This is a genomic window from Anaerolineae bacterium (assembly GCA_011176535.1).
Taxonomy (GTDB): Bacteria; Chloroflexota; Anaerolineae; order Anaerolineales; family DRMV01; genus DUEP01.
The window spans coordinates 1-20,961 of the sequence record DUEP01000080.1; the positions used below are offsets into that span (position 1 = coordinate 1).

The following is a 20,961-nucleotide window of genomic DNA, read 5'->3' on the forward strand; positions in this document are numbered from 1 at the left end:
ATAAAAACGGCCAGCATCAGAGAGCGGGAGGTGGGCTTCATGGATGTCCCTCTTGATACAGCCAGCGGATGAACAGGGCGGCGTTGGGTACGCGATGCACCGGTTGCCGGAAGGAGCGGTGGGCTAATTCTATCACGAGGTGCCCCTGGGCAAGATGAAGACGCTGCATCTCCTGCCAGGGGATGTGACGGCGCCCGATTTGCATGCCGTTCGGCCAGGCCAGCCAGCGTCCTAAAGGGATGGCCTGACCCTGCTCCCAGGTCTGGCGCCAACGGGCGGCGAGGTGGGGGTAAAGTTGGACTTGGAGGTAGGATAGGGCCTGTCTAATGGCTTGGGGGACGGGCGTGATTTGCCAGCGGCCTTTGGCCGTCAGCAGGTGCAGGCGTTGGTGATGGGGGGCGAAGTCGGTGACCAGGCCCTGGACCTCCTTCCAGGGGATGGTGGGCTGCCTGGGCCCAGGGGAGATCCCCTGAGGGGTGAGCCGCCACAGGGCACGAGCGCGGCGCCAGCGAGGGAAGGCGTAGGCCAGGGTGAGGAGGGCCCCCAACGCAGAGGCCAGCAGGTAGGGACGGGGCCAGAGGGCGGCGGCAGCCAGGCCGTACTTCGTGTAGCCAAAGTAAGCCCACCACAGGCCATACCCTGCCGTGCCTAAGGTCCACAGCGCACCAGTTCCGGCGAACAGACGCTCGCCGAGGCTCCAGGGACGACCAGGGACCAGCATGGAAGTCTTCATCGTTCAGGATGCCCCCTGAGAGGATTGAGGAAAAGGCCGGATGTGGAGCGCGCGCCCGGCTCTGTGTGTGTGGGGGGGCCGCCCTCCGGGGCGGGATGCAGAAAAAGCCCCTTACGCGGCGGGATCGGTGGCGTAAGGGGCCAGGCTTTGCCGCAAATCGTTGATGTGCTTGGCTAAACTCCCCAGCACGCCGTTGATGAAGCGCGGCGAACTGTCCGAGCCGTAGCGTTTGGCCAGTTCCACGGCTTCATTGATGGCCACCTTGAGGGGGGTCTGGCCGTAAATGGCCATCTCCCACAGGGCGATGCGCAGGATGTTGCGGTCAATGGGGGAGATGTGTTCGATGGGCCATTCGGGCGCATGACGGGCGATGTGATCGTCCAAAATAGGGCGCAGGGGCACCACCCCAAAGGTGATTTGGCGGGCGAACTCGGCCAATCGGTCCTCCAGAGGGTGTTCCGCCAGCCGCTCGCGCAGGGCGGTGCCCGGCGTGTGGTTGGTGAGATCTAGTTCGTAAAGCACTTGAAGCGCGATGGCGCGAGCGTGGGTGCGAGCCTTCATGATGAGGTCGTGCTTCCGTTGTTCGGGTAGTGGATGTCTTCGATGTGCACATTGATGTGGCCCACGGCCATGCCGACCATTTCTTCAATGGCCCGGGCCACGGCTTTTTGCACTTCGCGGCTCACCTGGCGCAGGTTTACATTGTGTTCCAGCACCAGGTAGAGATCGACATCCACCACATTGTCGGTGATCTCCAGTTGGACGCCCTCGCCGGCCCCCCGCTTGAAGAGCCGGTTGACCCCGCCGGGGACGGGGGCCAGGGCGTGCACGCCCGGAACTTCCAATGCGGCCATCCGCGCAATGGCGACCATGACCTCGGGGGCCACGGTGGTCTTTCCTGGGGTTACGCTTTCCATCTCCACGCTTCACCTCAATTGGAGTGGGAATTGTGCGCGTTTTGCCTCCCTGGGCCAGCCCAAAACGCGACATCGGACTCATGCCATGGCCATGCCGCCATCCACGCCCAGGATTTGCCCGGTGATGTAGGCTGCCTGATCCGAGGCCAGGAAGGCCACGGCGTAGGCGATCTCCTCCGGCTCGCCCTTGCGGCCCAGGGGGATGAGTTGCAACACCTGCTGGCGCATCGCTTCGGGCACATTGGCCCAGATGTCCGTTTCGATGTAGCCCGCGGCAATGGCGTTGACCGTGATGTTGCGCGAGGCCACCTCGCGGGCCAGGGCCTTGGTGAAACCGATTTGCCCGGCTTTGGAAGCCGAGTAATTGGTCTGGCCGGCGTTGCCGATTTGCCCGGCCACCGAAGTGATGTTGATGATGCGCCCGTAGCGCTTGCGCATCATGTGCCGCACCGCGGCCTTGGAGCAGTTGAAGGTGGACTTCAGGTTGACCCGCAGGACCTCATCCCAGTCCTCTTCGCTCATCAGCATGATGACCTGGTCGCGGGTAATGCCGGCGTTGTTGACCAGGATGTGCAGGTTGCTGAAGGTCTGGATGGCGAACTTGATCAGGTTCTGCGCCTGTTCGAAGTCGGACACATCGGCCTGAAAGGCCTCGGCCTGGCCGCCGAACTCGCGGATGCTCTGCACGACCTCCTGGGCGGCCTCGGCCGAGCGGTTGTAATTGACCACCAAGGCAGCGCCCCGGCGGGCCAGTTCGATGGCAATGGCGCGGCCAATGCCGCGCGAGGCGCCGGTCACCACGGCGACCTTGTCCTTCAGCGAAAGGGTTGCAGGCAGGTTTGCGTACATCATGGCACCTCAATTATAACGGATGGTGGGGGAGTTGAGGGGCTGAGGGATTGGGGTATTGGAGAGAAGGCGGTTTCCCCAAACGCCTCCTCTTGTCCTCCTATCTTTCTCAATCCCTCAATTGTCCCAATTGCCTCAATGACCTCTCATCCCCACACCCCTCGAAATCCCCCGGCGTGCCCAGGGGGATGAGGCGAAGGGAGCGGTCGAACCGTTTGGCCAGGTTGAGCAGTACCGTGCCGCTGCCCAGTTCGAGGAAGGTGCGCATCCCCTGACTCAGCAGATAGCGCATGGTTTCGGTCCAGCGGACGCGGCCGGTGAGTTGGGCGGCGAGTTCGGCGCGCACCTCGTCGGCTGTGGTGAGGGGCTGCGCCGAGGTGTTGCCGATGACCGGTACCTGCGGCGGGTGAACCGTGACCTGCTCCAGCGCGGCGGTGAAGGTGGCGCGGGCGGGCTCCATGAGCACCGTGTGCACGGGCACGCTCACCTTCAGGGGGAGCACCCGACGGGCGCCGGCCTCCCGGGCCTTTTGGATGACGGCTTCCACGGCGGGCGTGGCCCCAGCGACGACCACCTGGCCGGGGCTGTTGTCGTTGGCCACCTGGACCGGGGCTTTGGGGGTGCTGACCTGGGCGCAGAGGGCCTCCACCTGCGCGGCTTCCAGGCCCAGGATGGCGGCCACGCGGCCGGGGTTTTCTTCCCCGGCGCGGCGCATGGCCTCCCCGCGCACGCGCACCAGGCACACGGCGTCGGCAAAGTCCAGCGCGCCGGCGGCGGTCAGGGCGCTCAGTTCGCCTAAGGAGTGCCCGGCCATGTAAGCTGGGCGAAAATCCGGGGCGATTTCCTGCAGCACCCGCCAGGCGGCCAGGGAGTGGGTCAGCAGGGCGGGCTGGGTGTTCGCCGTATCGTTGAGGGCTTCCTTAGGGCCTTCCCACATCAGCCGCGTGAGGGGGAAGCCCAGGATTTCATCGGCAGCGGCGAAGGTCTCCCAGGCCACAGGGAACGCCTCGGCCAGGGCGCGACCCATGCCGATTTTCTGGGAGCCCTGGCCGGGGAACAAGGCAACGGTGGTTTTTGGATCCAGCATAACGAGGCTCCAGGTTGGGATAAAGACCTGACAGGTTGAGATCACCTGTCAGGTCTTTTAACACCGGCAGGGCGTCTGGGCTACGGCAGATGGAAATCGGTGATGACCGGGTCGTGGTCCGACTTGCGGATGGGGGTGGTGTCCTCCTTGGGGGGAGGTGGATAGTCGGCGTCCAGGTGCAGCACCTGCATCCGGTTCAGGAGGTCCATGAGGTCCGGGGAGACCAGGATGTGATCCAGGGTTTGCGTTTCGCCCTGGTAGATGTAAGAGTAGCGCTCCTCCGGCCCCATCCCTTCCATCACATGGTGCATCCCTGCCTGGCGGAAGACCTCAATGGGCGCCGAGTCGTAGTAGGCGTTGAGGTCGCCCAGCACGATGAAGCGGGCCTGCGGGTCGCGCTGGCGGATTTGCTCCATCACCTGCAGGTTCCACCTGGCCTGGGCGATCCGGCGGGGTTCGGTGGCTTCCACGCCTCCCGCCATGGAGTAGAAGTGGTTGTTGAGCAGATAGACCTCGAAAGGGCCGTTGGGGCCGTGCAACCGCAGGTGCAGCATCAGGGGCGGGCGGGGGGTGATGCCCTCAGGCGCATCGAACTGCTCCGTTTCCAGGATTTCGGCCTGGTCACGGCGCACTAAGTAGCCCACATCGATGCCCCGGCTGTCGTGCCCCTCGATGAGCACGGGCTGGTAGGGACAGGTGCTCAAGGCGGACTGAGCGGCGATGTCTTCCAGGACATGGATGTTTTCCACTTCCTGAACCGCCACCACGGTGGGGCAGCCGGCCCAGAGGATGGTGTTGGCCACTTTGGCCAGGGCGGTGTCGTATTCCTTGGGCAGCGGCATGGGCGGGCTGCTGGTGGGATGCGGCTCCCGGTCGTCGAACAGGTTCTCGACATTCCAGGTCATCACCCGCAGGTCGTCGTTTGGCACCGGGTCCAGTTGGGCCACCTGGTGCTCCGTGGGCTCCACCTGAGGGGTGACCAGGGGCTCGATTTTGTGGCGCCCGTAGGTGTACGCCAGGGGGCCAAAGAGGTTGGTCAGGGTGTCGCCGGTGGCGGCGCGGTAGAGCATCCCCTCGGCATAGTTGAAGGAGCCGTAAGAGCCGTCGTCCACAATGATGGCATGGCCGTTGGGCTCCCCGCGGTGCAGGTGCGGCGTGGTGTAGCGGTCGGCGCGGACGACCACGGTTTCGCCGTAGCGGTTGGTGGGCGCCACAGCGATGGCCTCCACCGGCACGGTCACCAGCATTCCTTCCAGGGCTTCGTAGTAGGCCAGCGAGGCGTCGGGGTCGCGCGGCGGGTCCAGGGGGACCGGCGTTGGGGTGGGCTGCGCTTCGGCCAGCACCTGCACATTGTTGCTGCTGGCCACCTGGATGGTGGTTTGCTGCCAGGCTTCGCGCACCGTGCCTGTGACCTCCACCAGGTCGCCCGGCTGCACTTTGGGTTTGGCGAGTTCGGGCAGGGTGATAAACAACCCTTCCGAGGTGTGGGGATCGTCATCGGGGTTGGGGTTTTGAATCCAGAAGCCGTGCAGGCCGGGGAAGACCCCGGTGACCACGCCCTGGGTGCTCATGGTCTCGCCCGCATAGGGCGAGTGGAAGCCCTCGCCCTGGATGGCCCAGATGGGCACGGTGTCGCCTAGGAAAACGAAGCGGGTGGGGGCCGTGGCGGGTTCGGGCCACTGGTCGGCGGTGATCTGGGCGCCGGCCAGGACGAAGTGGTCCCCTACGGGTTGGCGGGCCTGCAGGTCGACGCTTACCTGAGCGGTCCCACCGTTGGCCTGCAGCCTGGCCAACGACCAGACAATGGTGCCGTTCTGCACCTGCCCGTTGTCGTAAAGGGCGGCAACGCCTACTCCCTGGGGCACGGGCAGGATGATGCGTACCTGGGTGAGATCCTGTTCGGTGTGATTGATGGCCGTGAGGGTGACGGTAAACGTTTCGCCGGGTTGAACCTGGATGGGGGCGTTCAGGTCCAGCATGACCACCGGCGGGTAGATGCGTTCCAGGTCGCTTTGCCGCCGGGGGTAAAGGTACCGCACGCCGTCTCGTTCTTCCAGGATGCCGGTGAGCCGGGCCTGCTCACCGCCCTGGAAGTCTTCCATGGTGATGCGCGTGTTCTTGTCCACATACACCGAAAGGGCGTGCCCGGCCTCGTCCACCAGGTCAAGGGTGTAGTTGTAGGTGGACTCACGGATGTTGACCAGGGTGCCCTCCACCTGGATGAGTTGGCCTTCCAGGGCTGGGTCGTCGGCCTGGGCCAGGGAGACGATGAGCGGTTGAGGTTCTTCTCCTCCCGGCGGGGCGAGGATCTCGATGTCGGCCGGCACCTCCTTAGGCACGATCTGGACCGCGCCCCGGTATTTGCCGATTTCGCCCCGCACGCGCACCCGCGCGCCAATGGGCACGTTTACCGCCCCTTCACCGCCGAACACCTGAACCTGGATGCCGCCGGTTTCGTCCTGCAGGTAGAACTTGACATTGCCGCTCCCGGCGTAGTAGCCGCCGGTGTACATGGTGGACACCCCCTCGACCACCACCTCTTCGCCCACGAGTTGACGGGCCACGGCGATGGGGATGGCCCCACCACCTACCTCTACAGGCAGGGGGACGGCGAAGGCGTAGCGTCCCTCGGCCTGGGCGTAGGCGCCGTTGAAGACCAGAGTGGTGTAGGTCCAGGGGGCCTGGAAAGTCATCTGCAGTGTGGCGGTGGAAGTGGCGCTCAGGTCCGGTGTCCAGCGGATACGGTGGGTTTTGTCGTCCACCTCCACGGGAGTGTTGGGCTCAAGTTGGATGCCCTTGGGCGGGTAGGCCACTTCAGGCGGTAGGGGCAGCCACACGGTGACCTCTCCCAGCGGCTTGTCGGCGGTGAGGGTGGCTTCCAGGGTGAAGTCGGTACCGGGGTTGACCTGAGCCGCTACGCTCAGGCGCAGTTGGGCCGGCAGGGCGAAGGCAGCCAGTAAGGGACTGCCGCTGTTCTCGGGCTGGGGGGTGTCGCGAACGGTGAAGTCGTGGGCGTTGTCGTCGGTGTCCTGGCCGTTGCCCTGCGCATCGCCGGGCAGGCGTTCCAGGCTTTGACCGTTGCGCATGGACGGCGCTGGCTGCCCCTCGGCGAAAGAAGCCGGGCCGTTGCCCCACGCCAGGCTGTCCACCGGGCTGCCGTCGGTGCGGCGTAATTGCAGGCCGCCGCGAGCCGGGGCAAAGGGCGTTTCAAAGAAGGCATCGGCCGCCAGGCCGAAATCCTCGCCGGTATGCACCAGCAAGTAGTGCCCGCCGGGGGGGATGAAGGCGCTGTGTTGCCAGCGAACCACCAGTTGGGGTTTCTCGTCATCGCTCAGGCGATACCAGAGGGACCAGCCCTGCAAATCCACCGGTTCGGGGCCGAGGTTGTACAGTTCGATGAAATCATGGTTGTTGTTCCCTTTAACGCCGCCCATGATTTCGCTGATGACCACATGGTCGGTTTGCGCTGGCGGCGTGGAAGCCAGGGGCTCGGTCATCTTCGGCGTGGAGGGTACCGAGGCTGGGGGTTGACAGGCGGTCAGCACCCCGGCCCAGAGGGCCAGGACGAGCAACAAGGCAAACCAGCGTCGGTTGAGGGAACTCATGGGGTATCTCCGTAGAGGAATCGGGTTTAGGTCAACGCCTCCTGGGTGATTATACCTGGAAAACCCAATGGAAGAGTGAGGCACAGGGCCAGGTACGGCCATGGGTTTCAGAAAACCTGAGCCCAGGGAGCCACATCGCTATGTAAGGTGGTGTAAAATGAAATGAAGGTATCGACCCCGATTTTGAAAAGGAAGTCCAGTTTTTTGGCCAGGCGGCTCTGCACATCGCCAGGGAGCCGGATGGAGGAAGTTGTGGATTTTGGGCAGGGAGCGCTTTTGTGGGTGCTCGTGCTTCTGCTGCTGGCAGGCGCGTTGGCGTTGGCCTTTGGTATCCGATGGTGGCGGGTGCGCCGGTATTTGCGCGCCTACCAGGCCCTGGTGGACTGGCTCCCCGCGGCTGTGCAGGCAGAGGACAAGAAGGCGCTGGTGGAAGCCGCCGCTGACGCCATCGCGCGCCATCTGTTTCCGGGGTTCCCGGCCCACCATGTGGGCATTTTGCTTTACAACCCCCAGCGGGGGGCGTTGGAGGTGGTCGCCCATCGGGGAAAGCACCCACCCAGCCAGGACTTTTTGCCTGTGGACGAGGGCATCATGGGCCGGGCTTGGCACACCGGCCAGCCCCAACGGGTGGCCGATGTGCATCGGGACCCCGATTATTTCCCGGTCCATCCAGACACCCGGGCGGAACTGGATGTGCCAATCCCAGGAGCGGAAGGGTTGCTGGGCGTGATCGGCGTGGAAAGCCCACGTCGGCGGGCTTTCGATGCCCAGGACGAGTTCTTTTTGAGCACCCTGGCCCGCTTTTTGGGCCTGGCTTTGGAGCATCTGACGACCCGCGAAGCCCTGGCCCGGCGGCTGGCCATGCGCGAGCGCCTTTCCCGGTTCTATGCGGCGTTGCGGAAGGCGCAACGCCTGGAGGAGATCGCCACACGTTTTGGGCAGGAGGTGCTCGCTTTGAGCCAGGCTGTAGCAGGAGCGGTGTTTCTGGCCGCGGAGGGGGAAGGTGGGCAAACCGCCCGGGCTTTGTTTTTCGCCCCGGCCTCCCAGGGGCCACCGCCTGCGATACCCCCGAGCGCCTGGGAAGACCTGCCCACCGGGCTGTGGTCCCTTTCACCAGGCGAAACGCTCCCCGAGACAGTGCAGGCGTTGGGCCCGGCATGGCAGCGGGTGCGGATGTTGTGGGTCGAGCCATTGCCCCTGAGCCATGGCCTGGCGCTTTTTGGGTGGGAACAGCCGCAGCAGTTGCCCTTGTGGGTGTGGGAGATCTTGCCTTTGGTGGGGCAGGCAGTGGATGGGGCTTTGGTGCGCGAGGCTCTGGTGCGTCGGCTGCGCAGCCAGGTGCGCCATTTGCGCAACCTGCGGGCCGTGGATCAGGCGATGACCTCCCGCTGGTTGGGGTTGGGCAGGGCCCGGGATCAGGTGCTGCGCGTGTTGCTGCGCCGTTTGCGGCACGCCTTTCACCTGCCTGGGGCGGCCATTTGGGGTGCCTCCTTGGAGGGGGACGCGGCAGAGCAGTTTGTCTGCCTGGCTTTCGATGGCCGGGTGCCGGAAGCCGTTCGCTCGGTGGCCATCTCAAGGGCGCGTTTGGTCAGTATGCAGGCCTCCGAGGCCTTTTCGCCCTTCGTGATCTACGATATCGACGAGCAGGCAGACCTGCTGCCTGCCTCCCTCTACCAGGCCTTGCGCGATAGCGGTCTGCGTGCCTTTGCGGCGTTCCGCCTCATGGCTCATGGCCGCCTGATGGGGCAGTTGGAGATTTTCCACACCCAGCCGTTTCCCAAACGCCGCGAGTGGTGGACTAACCTTTCGGCTTATGCGTATCAGGCGGCCATCGTGTTGGAACAGACGGCGACCTGGCGTGCGCTGGAACGCACGAACCGCGAGTTGAAGGCCGCCCTGGATGGCGCCTTGCACGCCTGGGCGCGCACCGTGGGCCGGCGCAGTCAGGCCACCCGAGGGCACAGTAAGCGAGTGGCGGCCTTGACGGTCAGTTTGGGCAGAACCCTGGGTTTCAAGGGCGAGGATCTGGCCGCGTTGCGCTGGGGTGCGTTGCTCCACGATTTGGGCAAGGTGGGCGTGCCCGATGCCGTGCTTTTCAAGCCGGGGCCGCTGACTGAGGAGGAGTTCGCTCTGGTGCGCCAGCACTCGGTGTGGGGCGATGAGATCGTGGGCGAAATCCCCCACATTTCGCCCATCGTGCGCCACATGGTGCGTTATCATCACGAACGCTGGGATGGCAGCGGTTACCCGGATGGGCTGCGGGGCGAAGACATCCCGCTCGAGGCGCGCGTGCTGGCCGTGGTGGATGTGTGGGATGCGTTGACCTCCGACCGCCCCTATCGCCCGGCTTACCCCCATTATGCCGCCCTGATCTATCTGCGAGAAAACGCCGGGGTGTTGTTCGACCCCCGCGTGGTGCGCCAGTTCCTGCGTCTGGTTTCCCCGGACGAAAACCACAACGCCGCCTATTGAGCGGCTCGGCTGCTCGATGTGTTCCGCTTATCGTGGCCCCAGGCGCCCAAAACGTTTCTCCAGCGCATCCAGCGCAATGCGGATCATGGTCGGCCGACCGTGGGGGCAGGAGCGGGGGTTTTCGCAGGCCTCCAGGTCGCGCAGCAGGGCTTCCTGCTCCTGGGGCGAGAGCACCTGCCCGGCTTTGACCGCGGCCCGCTTGCACACCCGGGCGATGATGCGCGCTTCGATGTGCCCCTGCAAAGGCGTTTCGTCCTCTTCAAAGTCCTCCACCAGGGCCCGCAGGGCCGCCGCCGGGTCCATCCCGGCCAGCAGGGTGGGCACCGCCCGCACACGAAAGGTCCCCGGGCCGAAAGGCTCCACTTCGAAGCCCCAACGCCCCAGGTAAGGCAACTGCTCCTCCAGCAGGCGGGCCTGCTGGGGCGGCAGGTGCACGGTGACCGGCTCCAGCAGCGTCTGGGAGGGGGCGCTGGCTTCGCGTTGGGCCATGAAGCGCTCGAACAGCACCCGTTCGTGGGCCGCGTGCTGGTCGATGAGGTACAGCCCGTCCGGCCCTTCGGCCACGAGGTAGGTGGCCGCGATCTGCCCCACCAGGCGCAACAGGGGGATGCGTTCGGTGCCGGGCAACGCTCCCGGGGTGGGGGCCGTTTCCGGGAGTTGGGGGCCGGCCCCTGAGGTCCGGACCGTTTCCCCGGAGGCCCCGGCGCGGGAACCCTGGGGCCGGGCTGGGAAATTGGGGAGGAGTGCCGTCCCTGAGGGCGGTGCCGTTCCCCAGAAGGGGTGCGGCAGGTCGGCGTCCAGATCGGGGATGGGGGTGTGGGCCAGGAGCGCCTTGCGCACGGCCTGTTGCACGGCGCGGAACACCCGGTCGGGCTGGCGGAAACGCACTTCGGCCTTGGTGGGATGCACATTGACATCCACCGCCTCGGGGGATAGTTCGACGAAGAGCACGGCAATGGGGTAGCGCCCCACCATGAGCAGGGTGTGATAGCCCTTGAGCAGCGCCGCGCTTAGGGCCGCGTCCTGCACGGGCCGCCCGTTGACGAAGAACACCATATCCCGGCGGTGGGAACGGGTGAGGTCGGGGGGGCTGACGAAGCCGCTCACGCGGACGCCGGGAGCCTCGTCGTCCACAGGCAACATGCGGCGGGCCAGGTCGGGGCCGTACAGGGTGGCCAGCACGCTGCGACGGTCACCTTGACCGTCGGACTGTAGCACCAGGCGGTCGTCCTGGGTCAGGCGAAAGCGCACCTGGGGGTAGGCCAGGGCGTAGCGGGTGACCAGGGCGTCGATGTGGCGGCGCTCGGTGGCGTCGGATTTGAGGAATTTGCGTCGGGCGGGCACATTGTAGAACAGGTCTTCCACGCGCACCACGGTGCCCGGCGGGGCGCCCACCGGCTCCACCGGCCCGGCCTGGCCGCCTTCGACGCGGATGCGCGCGCCCATCTCGGCTTCAGGGGGGCGGGAGGTGAGGGTCAGGCGGGAGACCGACGCGATGGCGGCCAAGGCCTCGCCGCGAAAGCCTAAGGTGAGGATGTGGAAAAGGTCATCGGCGCGCTGGATTTTGCTGGTGGCGTGACGGGCCACGGCCAGGGCCAGTTGGTCGGCGGGGATGCCGTGGCCGTCGTCGGCCACCTCGATGAGTCGTCGTCCGGCCTCGCGCACGGTGATGCGAATGTCGCGCGCTTTGGCGTCCAGCGCGTTTTCGAGGAGTTCCTTGACCACCGAGGCCGGTCGCTCGACGACCTCGCCCGCGGCGATTTGCGAGACCAATTCGGGGGGCAGCAGGTGGATGGCAGGGGCAGGCACGGCTTCAATCCTGGAAGTGGCGCAGTTGGGTTATCCCTGGCGAAGCAGGCGCCAGATGCGGGAAACGGCGTATAGGCTGAACAGCACCGGTCCAAGCCCCAAAGGGCGCTCCTGGTAAGGCGCTGCCTGCCGGGCGAAAAGATGGGTGAGGCCCGTGGTGGCTGTGCTGACGCCGATGAGGGCCCACACGGCCAGGGGGACCAGGGCGCGGGCCAGACCGTCCAGATCGGCGTCGGCCCCGGAGCCCCCAGCGCGCCGCGCTTGGGCGACCAGGGCGTAGACGGCCGAGGCGCCCCAAATGAGGAGCCACAGGCCGATGACCAGATGTTTGGGGAGTTTCTGACGGAGACATAGGGCCACCTCGCTATAGGGACCGAACGGATGCAGGGGGCAGAGACCAACGGGGCTGGATATCCTCATCCCTCCTCGCCGGGGCAAAGGGATCTCGAAAAGGCCCTGAAGGCGAGTAAAGGCCGCTGCGGGAGGCCTGGTTACCGTTTGTACGAAGAGGTTACCTGGCCCACAACTTCCGTCACCGGGTGGGCCGCCGCGGTGAGGAAAGCGATCCCCAAGATGACCCCGGTGGTGAGCAGGACGGTGAGCAAGGCCTCCAGGGCGTAACGCTTGCGAGGCGTGCGCAGCGCCGCCGCCAGCAGGAGGAGCGAGCCGCTGAAGAACAGGTGGAACCCGACGCTGAAGATGCCGGGGCCGACAAAGCCCAGCAGCACCCCGGCGGCCAGCCAGGGCAGGCGCTCCCAGAGAGAGGAAGGCACCTTTGGGGGATGGGGTAGCGCGGCGCTCAGCCCGGCCAGGCCCGCCAGCGCCCAGAGGGTGGCGCAGGTGACGGCCATGGGGTCATGGAACCAGTCGGGTTGCAGGGCCCAGATGGTGAGCAACAACTGCGCGATGACGAACAGGCCCAACAGGGTGACCAGGCCGCTGATCAGAGAGCGCAGGCGCACGGGAAACTCCCTTCCTGGCAGGGCTTTTTGTATTTTACCATCGCCGCGGGTGCCGAAGGGCGGGGTATAATCGAACCATGATGGCTCCCGTTAGCCTGTATCTCCACTTTCCCTTTTGTCGGCAACGCTGCACCTATTGCGATTTCAACACCTACGCCGGGAAGGAAGACCTTGTCGGCGCCTATCTGGAGGCCCTGGCGGTCGAGATGCGAAGGCTGGCGCAGACGGCCCCCCGGCGGTTGACCGTGCACACCATCTATTTCGGCGGCGGCACGCCCTCGCTGGCTCCTCTGGCGGGGCTGGAGAAGGTGTTGCAGGTCGTCCATGAGGGGTTCACCGTGCTACCCGACGCTGAGGTCACCCTGGAGGCCAACCCGGGCACCCTGACCCTGGATTACCTGCGCGGATTGCGTGCTCTGGGGGTGAACCGGTTGAGCCTGGGGGTGCAGGCGGCCCGGCCCGAGGCCCTGCGTCTTTTGGGGCGCATTCACGATTACTTTGCGGTGACGCAAAGCGTGGCCTGGGCGCGCCGGGCGGGGTTTGCCAATCTCAATCTGGACCTCATCTATGGCCTGCCGCACCAGACCCTAGTGGACTGGCAGCGCACGGTGGACCTAGCCCTGGGGCTGCACCCGGAGCACCTTTCGCTTTACGCCTTGACCCTGGAACACGGCACCCCTCTGGCGGCCTGGGTGGCGCGGGGCCTGGTGTCGCCGCCCGATGAGGATCTGGCGGCGACGATGTACGAGTGGGCCGGAGGACGACTGAGCCAGGCGGGGTATCGGCAGTATGAGATCTCCAACTGGGCGCAGGAAGGGTACGCCTGTCGGCACAACCTGCAATACTGGCGCAACGAGCCCTACCTGGGACTGGGGGCCGGGGCGCATGGTTGGATCGCCGGAGTGCGCACGGTCAGTGTGCGCGCGCCCGAAGCCTACCTTCGCCGGATGCGGGAGGCACGCGCCTCGCTGCCTTTTCCCCAGACCCCGGCCACGGTGGAGGCGCGCCGCCTTTCCCCCGCCGAAGCGATGGAGATTACCATGATGATGGGCCTGCGCCTCACCGAGGAGGGCGTGAGCCGGCAGGCTTTTCGTCGCCGTTTTGGCGTGGATCTGACCGAGGGGTACGCCGAACCCATCGCCCGCCTGCTCAAATGGGGCTTGCTGGAATGGGTGGGACGGGGTGACTCAGCGCGGCTGCGCCTGACGCCCCGCGCGTACCTGCTGGGCAATGTCGTGTTTCGTGAGTTCATCGGCTATCTCGAGGAAAGGGACCATGTCATCCTTTCGTGACGATGCTGTGTTGCGGTGGCTTTTGTGGGGCGCGCTTCTGCTCGCTCTCTTAGGGGCTTTGGTGAGCGTGCATGTGCATTTTACCCGCCAAAACCCCGGCGGGACGGATTTTCTGGACTATTGGGTCGCGGCACGCCATTTTTTGTTGCAGGGTGAAAGCCCCTACAGCCAGCCTGTCATTTTGGACATCCAACGCCGAATTTACGGGCGCCCGGCTTACGCCTGGGAAAATCAGCATCGCCCCATTTATCCGTTCCATTTCGTATTCCTTTTTGCGCCCTTTGCCCTGGTTGGTGATTACCCCCTGGCGCGGGCGTTGTGGATGGTGGTCAACGAGGTGCTTTTGGTGGTCGGTGTGCTACTCTGGCTACCCCTCTTACCCTGGACGCCTCGTCCTCTGGCCCGGGCGGCCCTGTTGCTTTACACCTTGCTGGGGTATTTTTCTGTACGCGGTCTGGTCAACGGCAATTTTGTGGTGCTGCAGACGGCCTTTTTCCTGTTGGGAGTGTATGCCCTCGCCCGCGGACGGGATGGACTTGGCGGGGCAATTCTGGCGCTGACTACCGTCAAGCCTCATATCGCCCTGTTACCCCTGGTTTTGGTGGCGTTGTGGAGTGCTTCCCGCCGGCGCTGGGGCGTGTGGCTGGGGTTGGGCGGGACCTTGGTCGTGCTGCTGGGCGCGGCCACCTGGCTGCAGCCGGACTGGTGGCTTCAGGATTTGCGACTGATCCTGGCTTACCCTTCGTACAACCCCCCTGGCTCCCCGCAGGAAGTGCTCCGCCTGGCGTTGCCTGGCCCGGGACGTTTGCTGGCCTGGGTGCTGACGGCCCTGGTGTGGGGCGTCCTGCTGGCGGAATGGGTCGCCCTTTGGGGGCGTTCCTTCACGCATTTCTTGTGGACCTTTTCCCTCACCTTGTTGGCCTCTCAATGGAGCGGCATCCAGACGGATCCGGGGAATCTGATGGTCACTTTGCCCGCTTTGGTGGTGGTTTGGGGCTACTGGTGCACCCGTTGGGCCTACGGCAGGCGTCTGTTTTGGGGGACCTGGGTGCTGGCGATGGTGGGCAATTGGGCGCTGTTCTTGAGCACTTTGCGTTGGGTGGGAGGGCAACCCATCCAGTCGCCTATGTTGTATTTCCCGTTCCCGATGCTGGTCTTCTTTATGTTGTACACCGTGCGGGTGTGGGCCACCCGCGTTCCCTTGTTGCGCGAGGATGCGCTTTTCGTGGAGTAAGCCTGTCCGATGCGTTCATGGCGCTTGTGGGTCCTGCTCTGGTTGGGCGTGGTGGTGGGAGGGTATTACGCTTTGCACCCTCCTCTGGGACAGCGCGCGCTGAGCGCTTGCGCAGTGGCGCTGGCCCGTGTGGGCCTCACCGGCCTGGGGATTGCCCTGGCGGGAGGACTGGGCCGTTGTCTTTTGCCCGCGTTGCCTACCGGCGGTCCCGTGAGTACGGCGGTGGTGCAGGCCGCCGTGGGCCTGGGCCTTTTGGGGATGGGGATGGCGGCGCTGGCGGCCCTGGGCGGGTTGCGACCGGTCATCCTGGCCGCCCTGGGGCTGGCTGGACTGCTGGCATTGGTGCCTTCGGTGGCCGCATGGCTGCGTGCCTGGGGCGCTCTGGCCAGTTTGGTGCGTCGCGCCGGCAGATGGGGCGCCCTGGCCGCGGGGGCGTTGGCGGCGGCCAGCGCCCTTTCGCTCACCCTGGCCTTGGCCCCACCCTGGAAATTCGATGCGTTGGTGTATCATCTGGCCTTCCCGGCCCGCTATCTGGCCCAGGGGCGGTTGACCTTTATCCCGTCGTTCTTTTGGGGCATGCCCCAGTTAGCCGAGATGCACTACACCTGGGCAATGGGATGGCTTGGCCCGCAGGCGGCCACCGTGTTGGGGTGGTGGGTTGCCCTGTTGGTGACCCTGGGCGTGGTCGGTTTGGCGGCCGATTGGGTGCATCCCCTGGCCGGATGGGTGGCCGGGTGGGTGTTGATGGCGGGCCGTACCTGGTGGGAACTGGCTTCGTGGGGCTATGTGGATCAGTGGACCGCGTTGTATGGTTTGGGGTTTCTGGCGCTGTTGGCCGCCTTTCAGGTGGACCGGGCCAACGCCTTACGCTGGGTGGCCTGGGCGGGCGCCATGGCCGGGTGGGCCATGGGGACCAAATACACGGCTGGCACCCTGGGCCTTCTTGGTTTGGCCTGGGTGCTCGTGATCCCCTGGCGGCAACCGAAAGGGCAAAATGATCCTTCGTATGGCCAGCTTTTGCCCTTGCGCATGGCAGGGCTTCCCCTCGTGTTCCTCCTGACCGTCTTTTTGGCCTTCTCGCCCTGGCTGCTCAAGAACCTTTGGGCCACGGGGAACCCGGTCTATCCTTTCTTCAAACCCGCTGGGGTGGTGGATTCCTTTCGGCTGCGCCGTTATTTGCTTCCCCCCTTCCCCTGGTCTAAGGTGCTCGCTTTGCCCTTCCTGGCGACCTGGCAGGGGCGGGAGGGGGGCGATGGCTACGCCGCCTCCATTGGCCCCTGGCTTTTGGTCTTTATCCCCTTCGCCTGGAGCCAGCGTCGCCGCCATCCCGCCTTCGGCCCCACGGCGTGGGTGGGGGTGGGCGGTGTGCTGGTCTGGGCATGCTCCGCCCTGGCCGACACCTACCTCGCTCAGACGCGGTTGCACTTTGCCGTCTTTCCGGCCCTGGCCCTCCTGGCTGTCTGGGGCTTTGAGGCCCTGCGCGCCCGGCCCTGGCGTGGCAGGGCCCAGGCCTTGGAGGGATTGTTAGCGCTGAGCGTGCTGTTGGCGTTGGGGCAATATGCCAGTGTCGTCATCCGACATCGGGCTCCGGAGGTTGTCCTGGGGCAGATCTCCTCCCAGGCTTACCTGGAACACAACTTGGGTCCGTACGCCCAAACCATGGATGCCGTCCGTCGTCTCCCTTCCGGGCGTCGCGTGTTGTTGCTATGGGAGCCGCGAGAGTTCTATTGCCTGCCCCGGTGCTCCGGCGATGAGATTCTGGACCGTTTCTGGCACGCGCAGTGGCGTTACGGCCCCCATGAGGCCATCCTGAATGCCTGGCGCAGGGCCGGCTATACCGATGTGTTGGTGTATCACACCGGCGTGAAGTTTTTACGCCAGCAAAATCCCAGCCTTGATTGGGCGGCCTGGGAGGCCTTCCAGGCCCATTTACACCCTTTACAAACCTTTGGCGAGGCATACACCCTCTATGCGCTTCCGTGACTTGCTCCTCCTGGTTTTGGCGCAGGGCGTTGTCCTGAGTGCCGTGGCTTTGTTTCAGCAGGGGCCGGGCTACATGGACGCGGAGTACTACGCCGTCCTGGGCCGCCGGATGGCTTCAGGGCAGGGGGCCACAGAGCCTTTTCTGTGGAACTATCTGGATGACCCCGCAGGGGTGCCGCATCCTGCGTTTGGTTACTGGGCTCCATTAAGCGCCTGGCTGGCCGCCCTGGGTTTGCGTTGCTGGACCTCGGGGGGGTATCCCGCGGCCCGGTTGCCCTTTCTTGCCCTGGGGATGGTGCTCCCCCCTTTGACGGCCCTGCTCACCTGGCGTTTGACCCGACGCCGCCCCCTGGCCTTTTTTGCCGGAGGAACGGCCATTGCTTCAGGGTATTATCTCCCTTATTGGGCGGTTACCGAGACCTTTTCCCCCACCGTCGTGTTAGGGGGCTTGTTCTGGCTCCTTTTGCTGGCCTGGGAGGAAAGGCCGCGCCTCTGGGCGGCAATGGGCCTGGGCCTGTTGAGCGCCGGGTTGCATCTCACCCGCAACGAAGGGATCCTCTGGCTGCTGGTGGCCGGGGTGGCGATAACAGTGGGCGTCTCGGGGGCGCAACGCAGGCGGCATCTGGCGTTCCTTGTTGGTGCCTATCTCTTGGGTTATGCGCCGCGATGGGTGGCCAACCTTCACACCTGGGGGGCGTTGTCTCCACCGGGGAGCCTGCGCGTGCTTTGGTTGACCGCATACGATGAGTTGTTTGCCTACCCTGCTGCCCGACTTAACCTGGTCCACTGGTGGAGTCAGGGGCCCACAGCATGGCTGGCCGCCTGGGGGTGGGCCTTGCGCCGCAACCTGCTTACCGCCTGGGCTGTGCAGGGCCAGATCGTGCTCCTCCCTTTCATGGTGTGGGGGTTTTGGCGGGAGCGCCACCGCTTGACCGTCCAGGCAGCTTTGGGCGGCTGGCTGGCCCTCCTGGTCGGGATGACCGTGTTGTTCCCTTTCCCTGGCGCGCGTGGGGGCTTCTTCCATGCTGGGGCGGCCCTGCAGCCGATGCTCTGGGCCTGGGGTGCCGTGGGCGGGGAGGCCGGGTTGCGTTGGGCCGCCCACAGGCGGAGATGGCCCTGGCCTCAATCGGCCAGTGTGTTGGGTGGCGGTGGCCTGGCCATCCTGGCGTTGCTTTCGATGCTGGTGGTGGCCCAACGGGTCGTGGGGCCAGACCCCACGCGGCCCGTTTGGCAGGCTGCCGAGCGGCGCTATGTTCGTCTGGGGCAGGCCCTGGCGCAGCGCAACGGAGGAACTTTGCCCGCTGTGCTGGTGAACAATCCCCCGGCGTGGGCCTGGGTACATCAGGATGCACCGGCTTTCGTGATCCCCGATGGTGGGCCAGACACGGCCGCGGCTGTAGCGCGCCGTTTTCATGCCGCCTGGATGTGGCTGGAAAAAGACCACCCCCGGGGACTGGATGCCCTCTACGCTCACCCCCGAGATGGGGGTGCCTGGCGGTATGTGACCACGGTGGAAGGCGTCCATCTTTTTGCCCTGGAGGAACAACCGTGACGGCGAAGGGACGCTGGGGCCTGGTCGCTGGGGTGGCGCTGGCGGGGGCGGGTTTCCTTTTCACGGCGGCGCGCACTTACCGCCTGGGCTTCCCCTTGGATGATGCCTGGATTTTTCAGACTTACGCCCGCCATTTGGCTCAGGGCCACGGTTGGGTGTATGTCGCCGGGCGTCCTTCGGCCGGTGCCACGGCGCCCTTGTGGGTGATGTTGCAGGTGCCCGGTGTGTGGTTGCGCCTTACGCCGCTGTGGTGGCCTTGGCTTTTGGGAGGCGTCGCTTTAGTGTTGCTGTCCTGGCTGGGGAGCGATTGGTGGGCCCGTTGGGCGCCCCCCGAAAGCCGAAAGTGGGCGTGGGCCGCGGGGCTGTTGCTGGCCTGGGAGTGGCATCTGGTTTGGGCGGCCTTCTCGGGGATGGAGACTTTGCTTTTTGCCCTGGGCGCCCTGGCGGTGTTGCGCTGGGTAACGCTGCTCGGTGAGGGACAGAACCCAAAGGAACGGTGGCTTCACCAGGAGGGCCTTCAGAGGCGAGCGTGGTTCTGGGGCGCTTTGGGATGGTTCATCGGCGGGATGGTCTGGTTGCGTCCCGAGGCCATGCTGTTAGGGCTGCCCGTGGGCATGGGGCTGGTCATTGGGGCGGATTTTCGCCCCGCCCGGGCGCTGCGATGGGCCGTGATGGCTGGTCTGGGCTTTGCGTTGCCGGTAGGGAGCTACCTGCTTTTCAATTATTGGATCGGCGGGCACTGGTGGCCCAACACCTTTTACGCCAAGCAGGCGGAGTACGCCGCGTTGTTGAGGCAGCCCTGGTGGTGGCGAGTGGCTCATGTCACGACGCCTTTGCTGGCTGGCCCTGCGGTGCTCTTGCTGCCGGGGTGGCTCTGGGGCGGCTGGCAGGCGTGGCAGCAGCGACGCTGGACCTGGTTTGCCGGGCCGGCGTGGGCTATAGCCCACATCGGGGTGTATGCGCTCCGCTTGCCCGTGGGGTATCAACACGGGCGTTACGTCCTGCCCGTCCTGCCCGTAGGGCTGCTGTGGGGGTTATGGGGCCTGTCCGATGCCTTGGGCCGCTGGCGGCGGGGGCCTTGGCGGGTTCTGGGCACTGCTTGGGCGCTTGGGGTGCTGGGAGTGACCCTGGCCTTTTTGCCTCTGGGCGCATGGGCTTATGGCCGAGATGTGGCGGTGATTGAGTCGCAGATGGTGGACACGGCGCGGTGGGTGGCGACCCACACGGCAAAAGAGGCGCTGGTGGCGGCCCACGACATCGGCGCGCTGGGGTACTTTGCCGACCGACCCTTGCTCGATTTGGCCGGTCTGGTCAGTCCGGAGGTCGTTCCCTGGCTGGGGGACCCTCAAAGGTTGGCGGGCTGGGTGCGTCAACAACGCCCTGCATACCTGGTGGATTTTGTCGGCGATTATCCCTTGTTGGAGCAGAATTGCCGGGTGGTCTTTCGCGCCGAAAAGCGTTTTGTGGCCCTCTTTGATCGTCCGCCGATGCAGGTGTGTCGTTTTCGCTGGTGAGGGGCTTTATGCTATACTTGATTCGAATGAGCCCGTACGAGGAGGCGTTCCATGGTGACCAACGCTTTGCCGGGGCGGAAGGAATCTCCTCTGGAAGCCCTGAAAGCCCAACTGGAGCAGTGGCATCATCAGATCCAGGAGGAGTTGAAGGAACTCGGCCTGTTGATCGAGCAGGGGCAGGGGGAGGTGGAACGGTTGGGCCGTCGTTCCACAGGCGCCCTGGATTTTTTGGAGCAGGCACGCAAGCGCGGTGACATGGAGTCGGTGCTAGACCTTTATCCTAAGGCGTTGGAGGTCCAGCAGCGATATCTCATCATGCGCGGTCAGTTGGAGAAAATGGAGGGGGAGCGGGACCAGTTGCAACGGCTGATGGAGTTTATTGAGGAGATTCGGCAACAACTGGCCCAGATGGAGCGCAGCGAGGAGGGCCGGAGCCCCCTCAAGACGGTCGAGACCATTGTGCAGGCCCAAGAAGAGGAACGCCGACGGCTTTCCCGGCAAATGCACGACGGGCCGGCCCAGGCTCTTTCCAATTTTATTTTGCAAAGCGAAATTGCCTTGCGCCTGTTCGACCGTGATCCCGACGCCGCCCGTGGCGAGTTGCAGAATTTGAAGATCGCAGCTACCAAGACTTTCCAGGAAGTGCGGGAGTTCATCTTCCAGTTGCGGCCCATGATGCTGGACGACCTGGGGTTGGTGCCCACGGTGCGTCGCTATCTGGATATGCTGAGCGAACAAAGCGGCGCGGATATTGAGGTGCAGGTCACGGGCAGTTCGCAGCGGCGACTGGCGCCCTACGAAGAGGTGTTCCTTTTCCGCGCGTTGCAGGAGTTGACCGCCAATGCGCTCCACCGGGGCGAGGCGACCAAAGTGCGGGTGTCATTGGAAATTACGCACCAAAAGGTGGTGCTGCGCGTGGAGGATAACGGCAAGGGGTTTGACACGGCAGCTC

16 protein-coding genes are annotated in these 20,961 nt (G+C 65.2%); 7 read left to right on the plus strand and 9 right to left on the minus strand.

Annotated elements, in window-relative coordinates:
* Positions 1–37 precede the first annotated feature (37 nt).
* From G4O04_07485 to G4O04_07510, 6 genes are all read right to left on the minus strand, one after another.
* Entirely contained in the window at positions 38–721 is a 684-nt protein-coding gene (locus G4O04_07485; protein ID HEY58359.1) for a hypothetical protein, read from the minus strand.
* Between the two features lie 123 nt (positions 722–844).
* On the minus strand, positions 845–1,294 hold the full coding sequence (gene nusB, locus G4O04_07490) for a transcription antitermination factor NusB (GenBank protein ID HEY58360.1): 450 nt from the start codon (positions 1,292–1,294) through the stop codon (positions 845–847).
* The gene (locus tag G4O04_07495; protein HEY58361.1) at positions 1,291–1,656 is read right to left on the minus strand and encodes an Asp23/Gls24 family envelope stress response protein; all 366 of its coding nucleotides are present in this window, start codon (positions 1,654–1,656) and stop codon (positions 1,291–1,293) included. Before G4O04_07495 ends, nusB begins: the two co-directional genes overlap by 4 nt.
* Positions 1,657–1,728: 72 nt before the next feature.
* Positions 1,729–2,499, minus strand: coding sequence for a 3-oxoacyl-[acyl-carrier-protein] reductase (fabG, locus tag G4O04_07500; protein ID HEY58362.1), 771 nt, complete (start codon positions 2,497–2,499; stop codon positions 1,729–1,731).
* 109 nt (positions 2,500–2,608) lie between these two features.
* On the minus strand, positions 2,609–3,586 hold the full coding sequence (fabD, locus tag G4O04_07505) for an ACP S-malonyltransferase (GenBank protein ID HEY58363.1): 978 nt from the start codon (positions 3,584–3,586) through the stop codon (positions 2,609–2,611).
* 80 nt (positions 3,587–3,666) lie between these two features.
* Positions 3,667–7,191 (minus strand): hypothetical protein, encoded by a 3,525-nt coding sequence (locus tag G4O04_07510; GenBank protein HEY58364.1) that lies wholly within the window; start codon positions 7,189–7,191, stop codon positions 3,667–3,669.
* 240 nt (positions 7,192–7,431) lie between these two features.
* Here G4O04_07510 and G4O04_07515 point away from each other — a divergent pair, with 240 nt between their 5' ends.
* Positions 7,432–9,663, plus strand: coding sequence for an HD domain-containing protein (locus tag G4O04_07515; GenBank protein ID HEY58365.1), 2,232 nt, complete (start codon positions 7,432–7,434; stop codon positions 9,661–9,663).
* 27 nt (positions 9,664–9,690) lie between these two features.
* On the opposite strand, the gene mutL is transcribed toward G4O04_07515, so the two are convergent.
* From mutL to G4O04_07530, 3 genes are all read right to left on the minus strand, one after another.
* Positions 9,691–11,457, minus strand: a complete 1,767-nt coding sequence (gene mutL / locus G4O04_07520; GenBank protein HEY58366.1) for a DNA mismatch repair endonuclease MutL — start codon at positions 11,455–11,457, stop codon at positions 9,691–9,693.
* A 45-nt stretch (positions 11,458–11,502) separates the two neighbouring features.
* Positions 11,503–11,832, minus strand: a complete 330-nt coding sequence (locus tag G4O04_07525; GenBank protein HEY58367.1) for a hypothetical protein — start codon at positions 11,830–11,832, stop codon at positions 11,503–11,505.
* Between the two features lie 131 nt (positions 11,833–11,963).
* Positions 11,964–12,434, minus strand: coding sequence for a hypothetical protein (locus tag G4O04_07530; protein HEY58368.1), 471 nt, complete (start codon positions 12,432–12,434; stop codon positions 11,964–11,966).
* 77 nt (positions 12,435–12,511) lie between these two features.
* On the opposite strand from G4O04_07530, the gene hemW reads away from it, so the two are divergent.
* The 6 genes from hemW to G4O04_07560 all read left to right on the plus strand — a co-directional run.
* Complete coding sequence (gene hemW / locus G4O04_07535) at positions 12,512–13,726, plus strand: radical SAM family heme chaperone HemW (GenBank protein HEY58369.1); 1,215 nt, start codon at positions 12,512–12,514, stop codon at positions 13,724–13,726.
* Positions 13,710–14,960, plus strand: coding sequence for a DUF2029 domain-containing protein (locus G4O04_07540; GenBank protein HEY58370.1), 1,251 nt, complete (start codon positions 13,710–13,712; stop codon positions 14,958–14,960). The genes hemW and G4O04_07540 overlap by 17 nt, the downstream gene beginning before the upstream one ends.
* A 9-nt stretch (positions 14,961–14,969) precedes the next feature.
* On the plus strand, positions 14,970–16,943 hold the full coding sequence (locus G4O04_07545; protein ID HEY58371.1) for a hypothetical protein: 1,974 nt from the start codon (positions 14,970–14,972) through the stop codon (positions 16,941–16,943).
* Positions 16,930–18,495, plus strand: a complete 1,566-nt coding sequence (locus G4O04_07550; protein ID HEY58372.1) for a hypothetical protein — start codon at positions 16,930–16,932, stop codon at positions 18,493–18,495. Before G4O04_07545 ends, G4O04_07550 begins: the two co-directional genes overlap by 14 nt.
* A complete protein-coding gene (locus tag G4O04_07555; protein ID HEY58373.1) occupies positions 18,492–20,009 on the plus strand; it encodes a hypothetical protein in 1,518 nt (505 codons plus the stop codon). The genes G4O04_07550 and G4O04_07555 overlap by 4 nt, the downstream gene beginning before the upstream one ends.
* A 51-nt stretch (positions 20,010–20,060) precedes the next feature.
* Positions 20,061–20,961 (plus strand): hypothetical protein (locus G4O04_07560; GenBank protein ID HEY58374.1); only part of this gene is annotated, 901 nt, incomplete at its 3' end.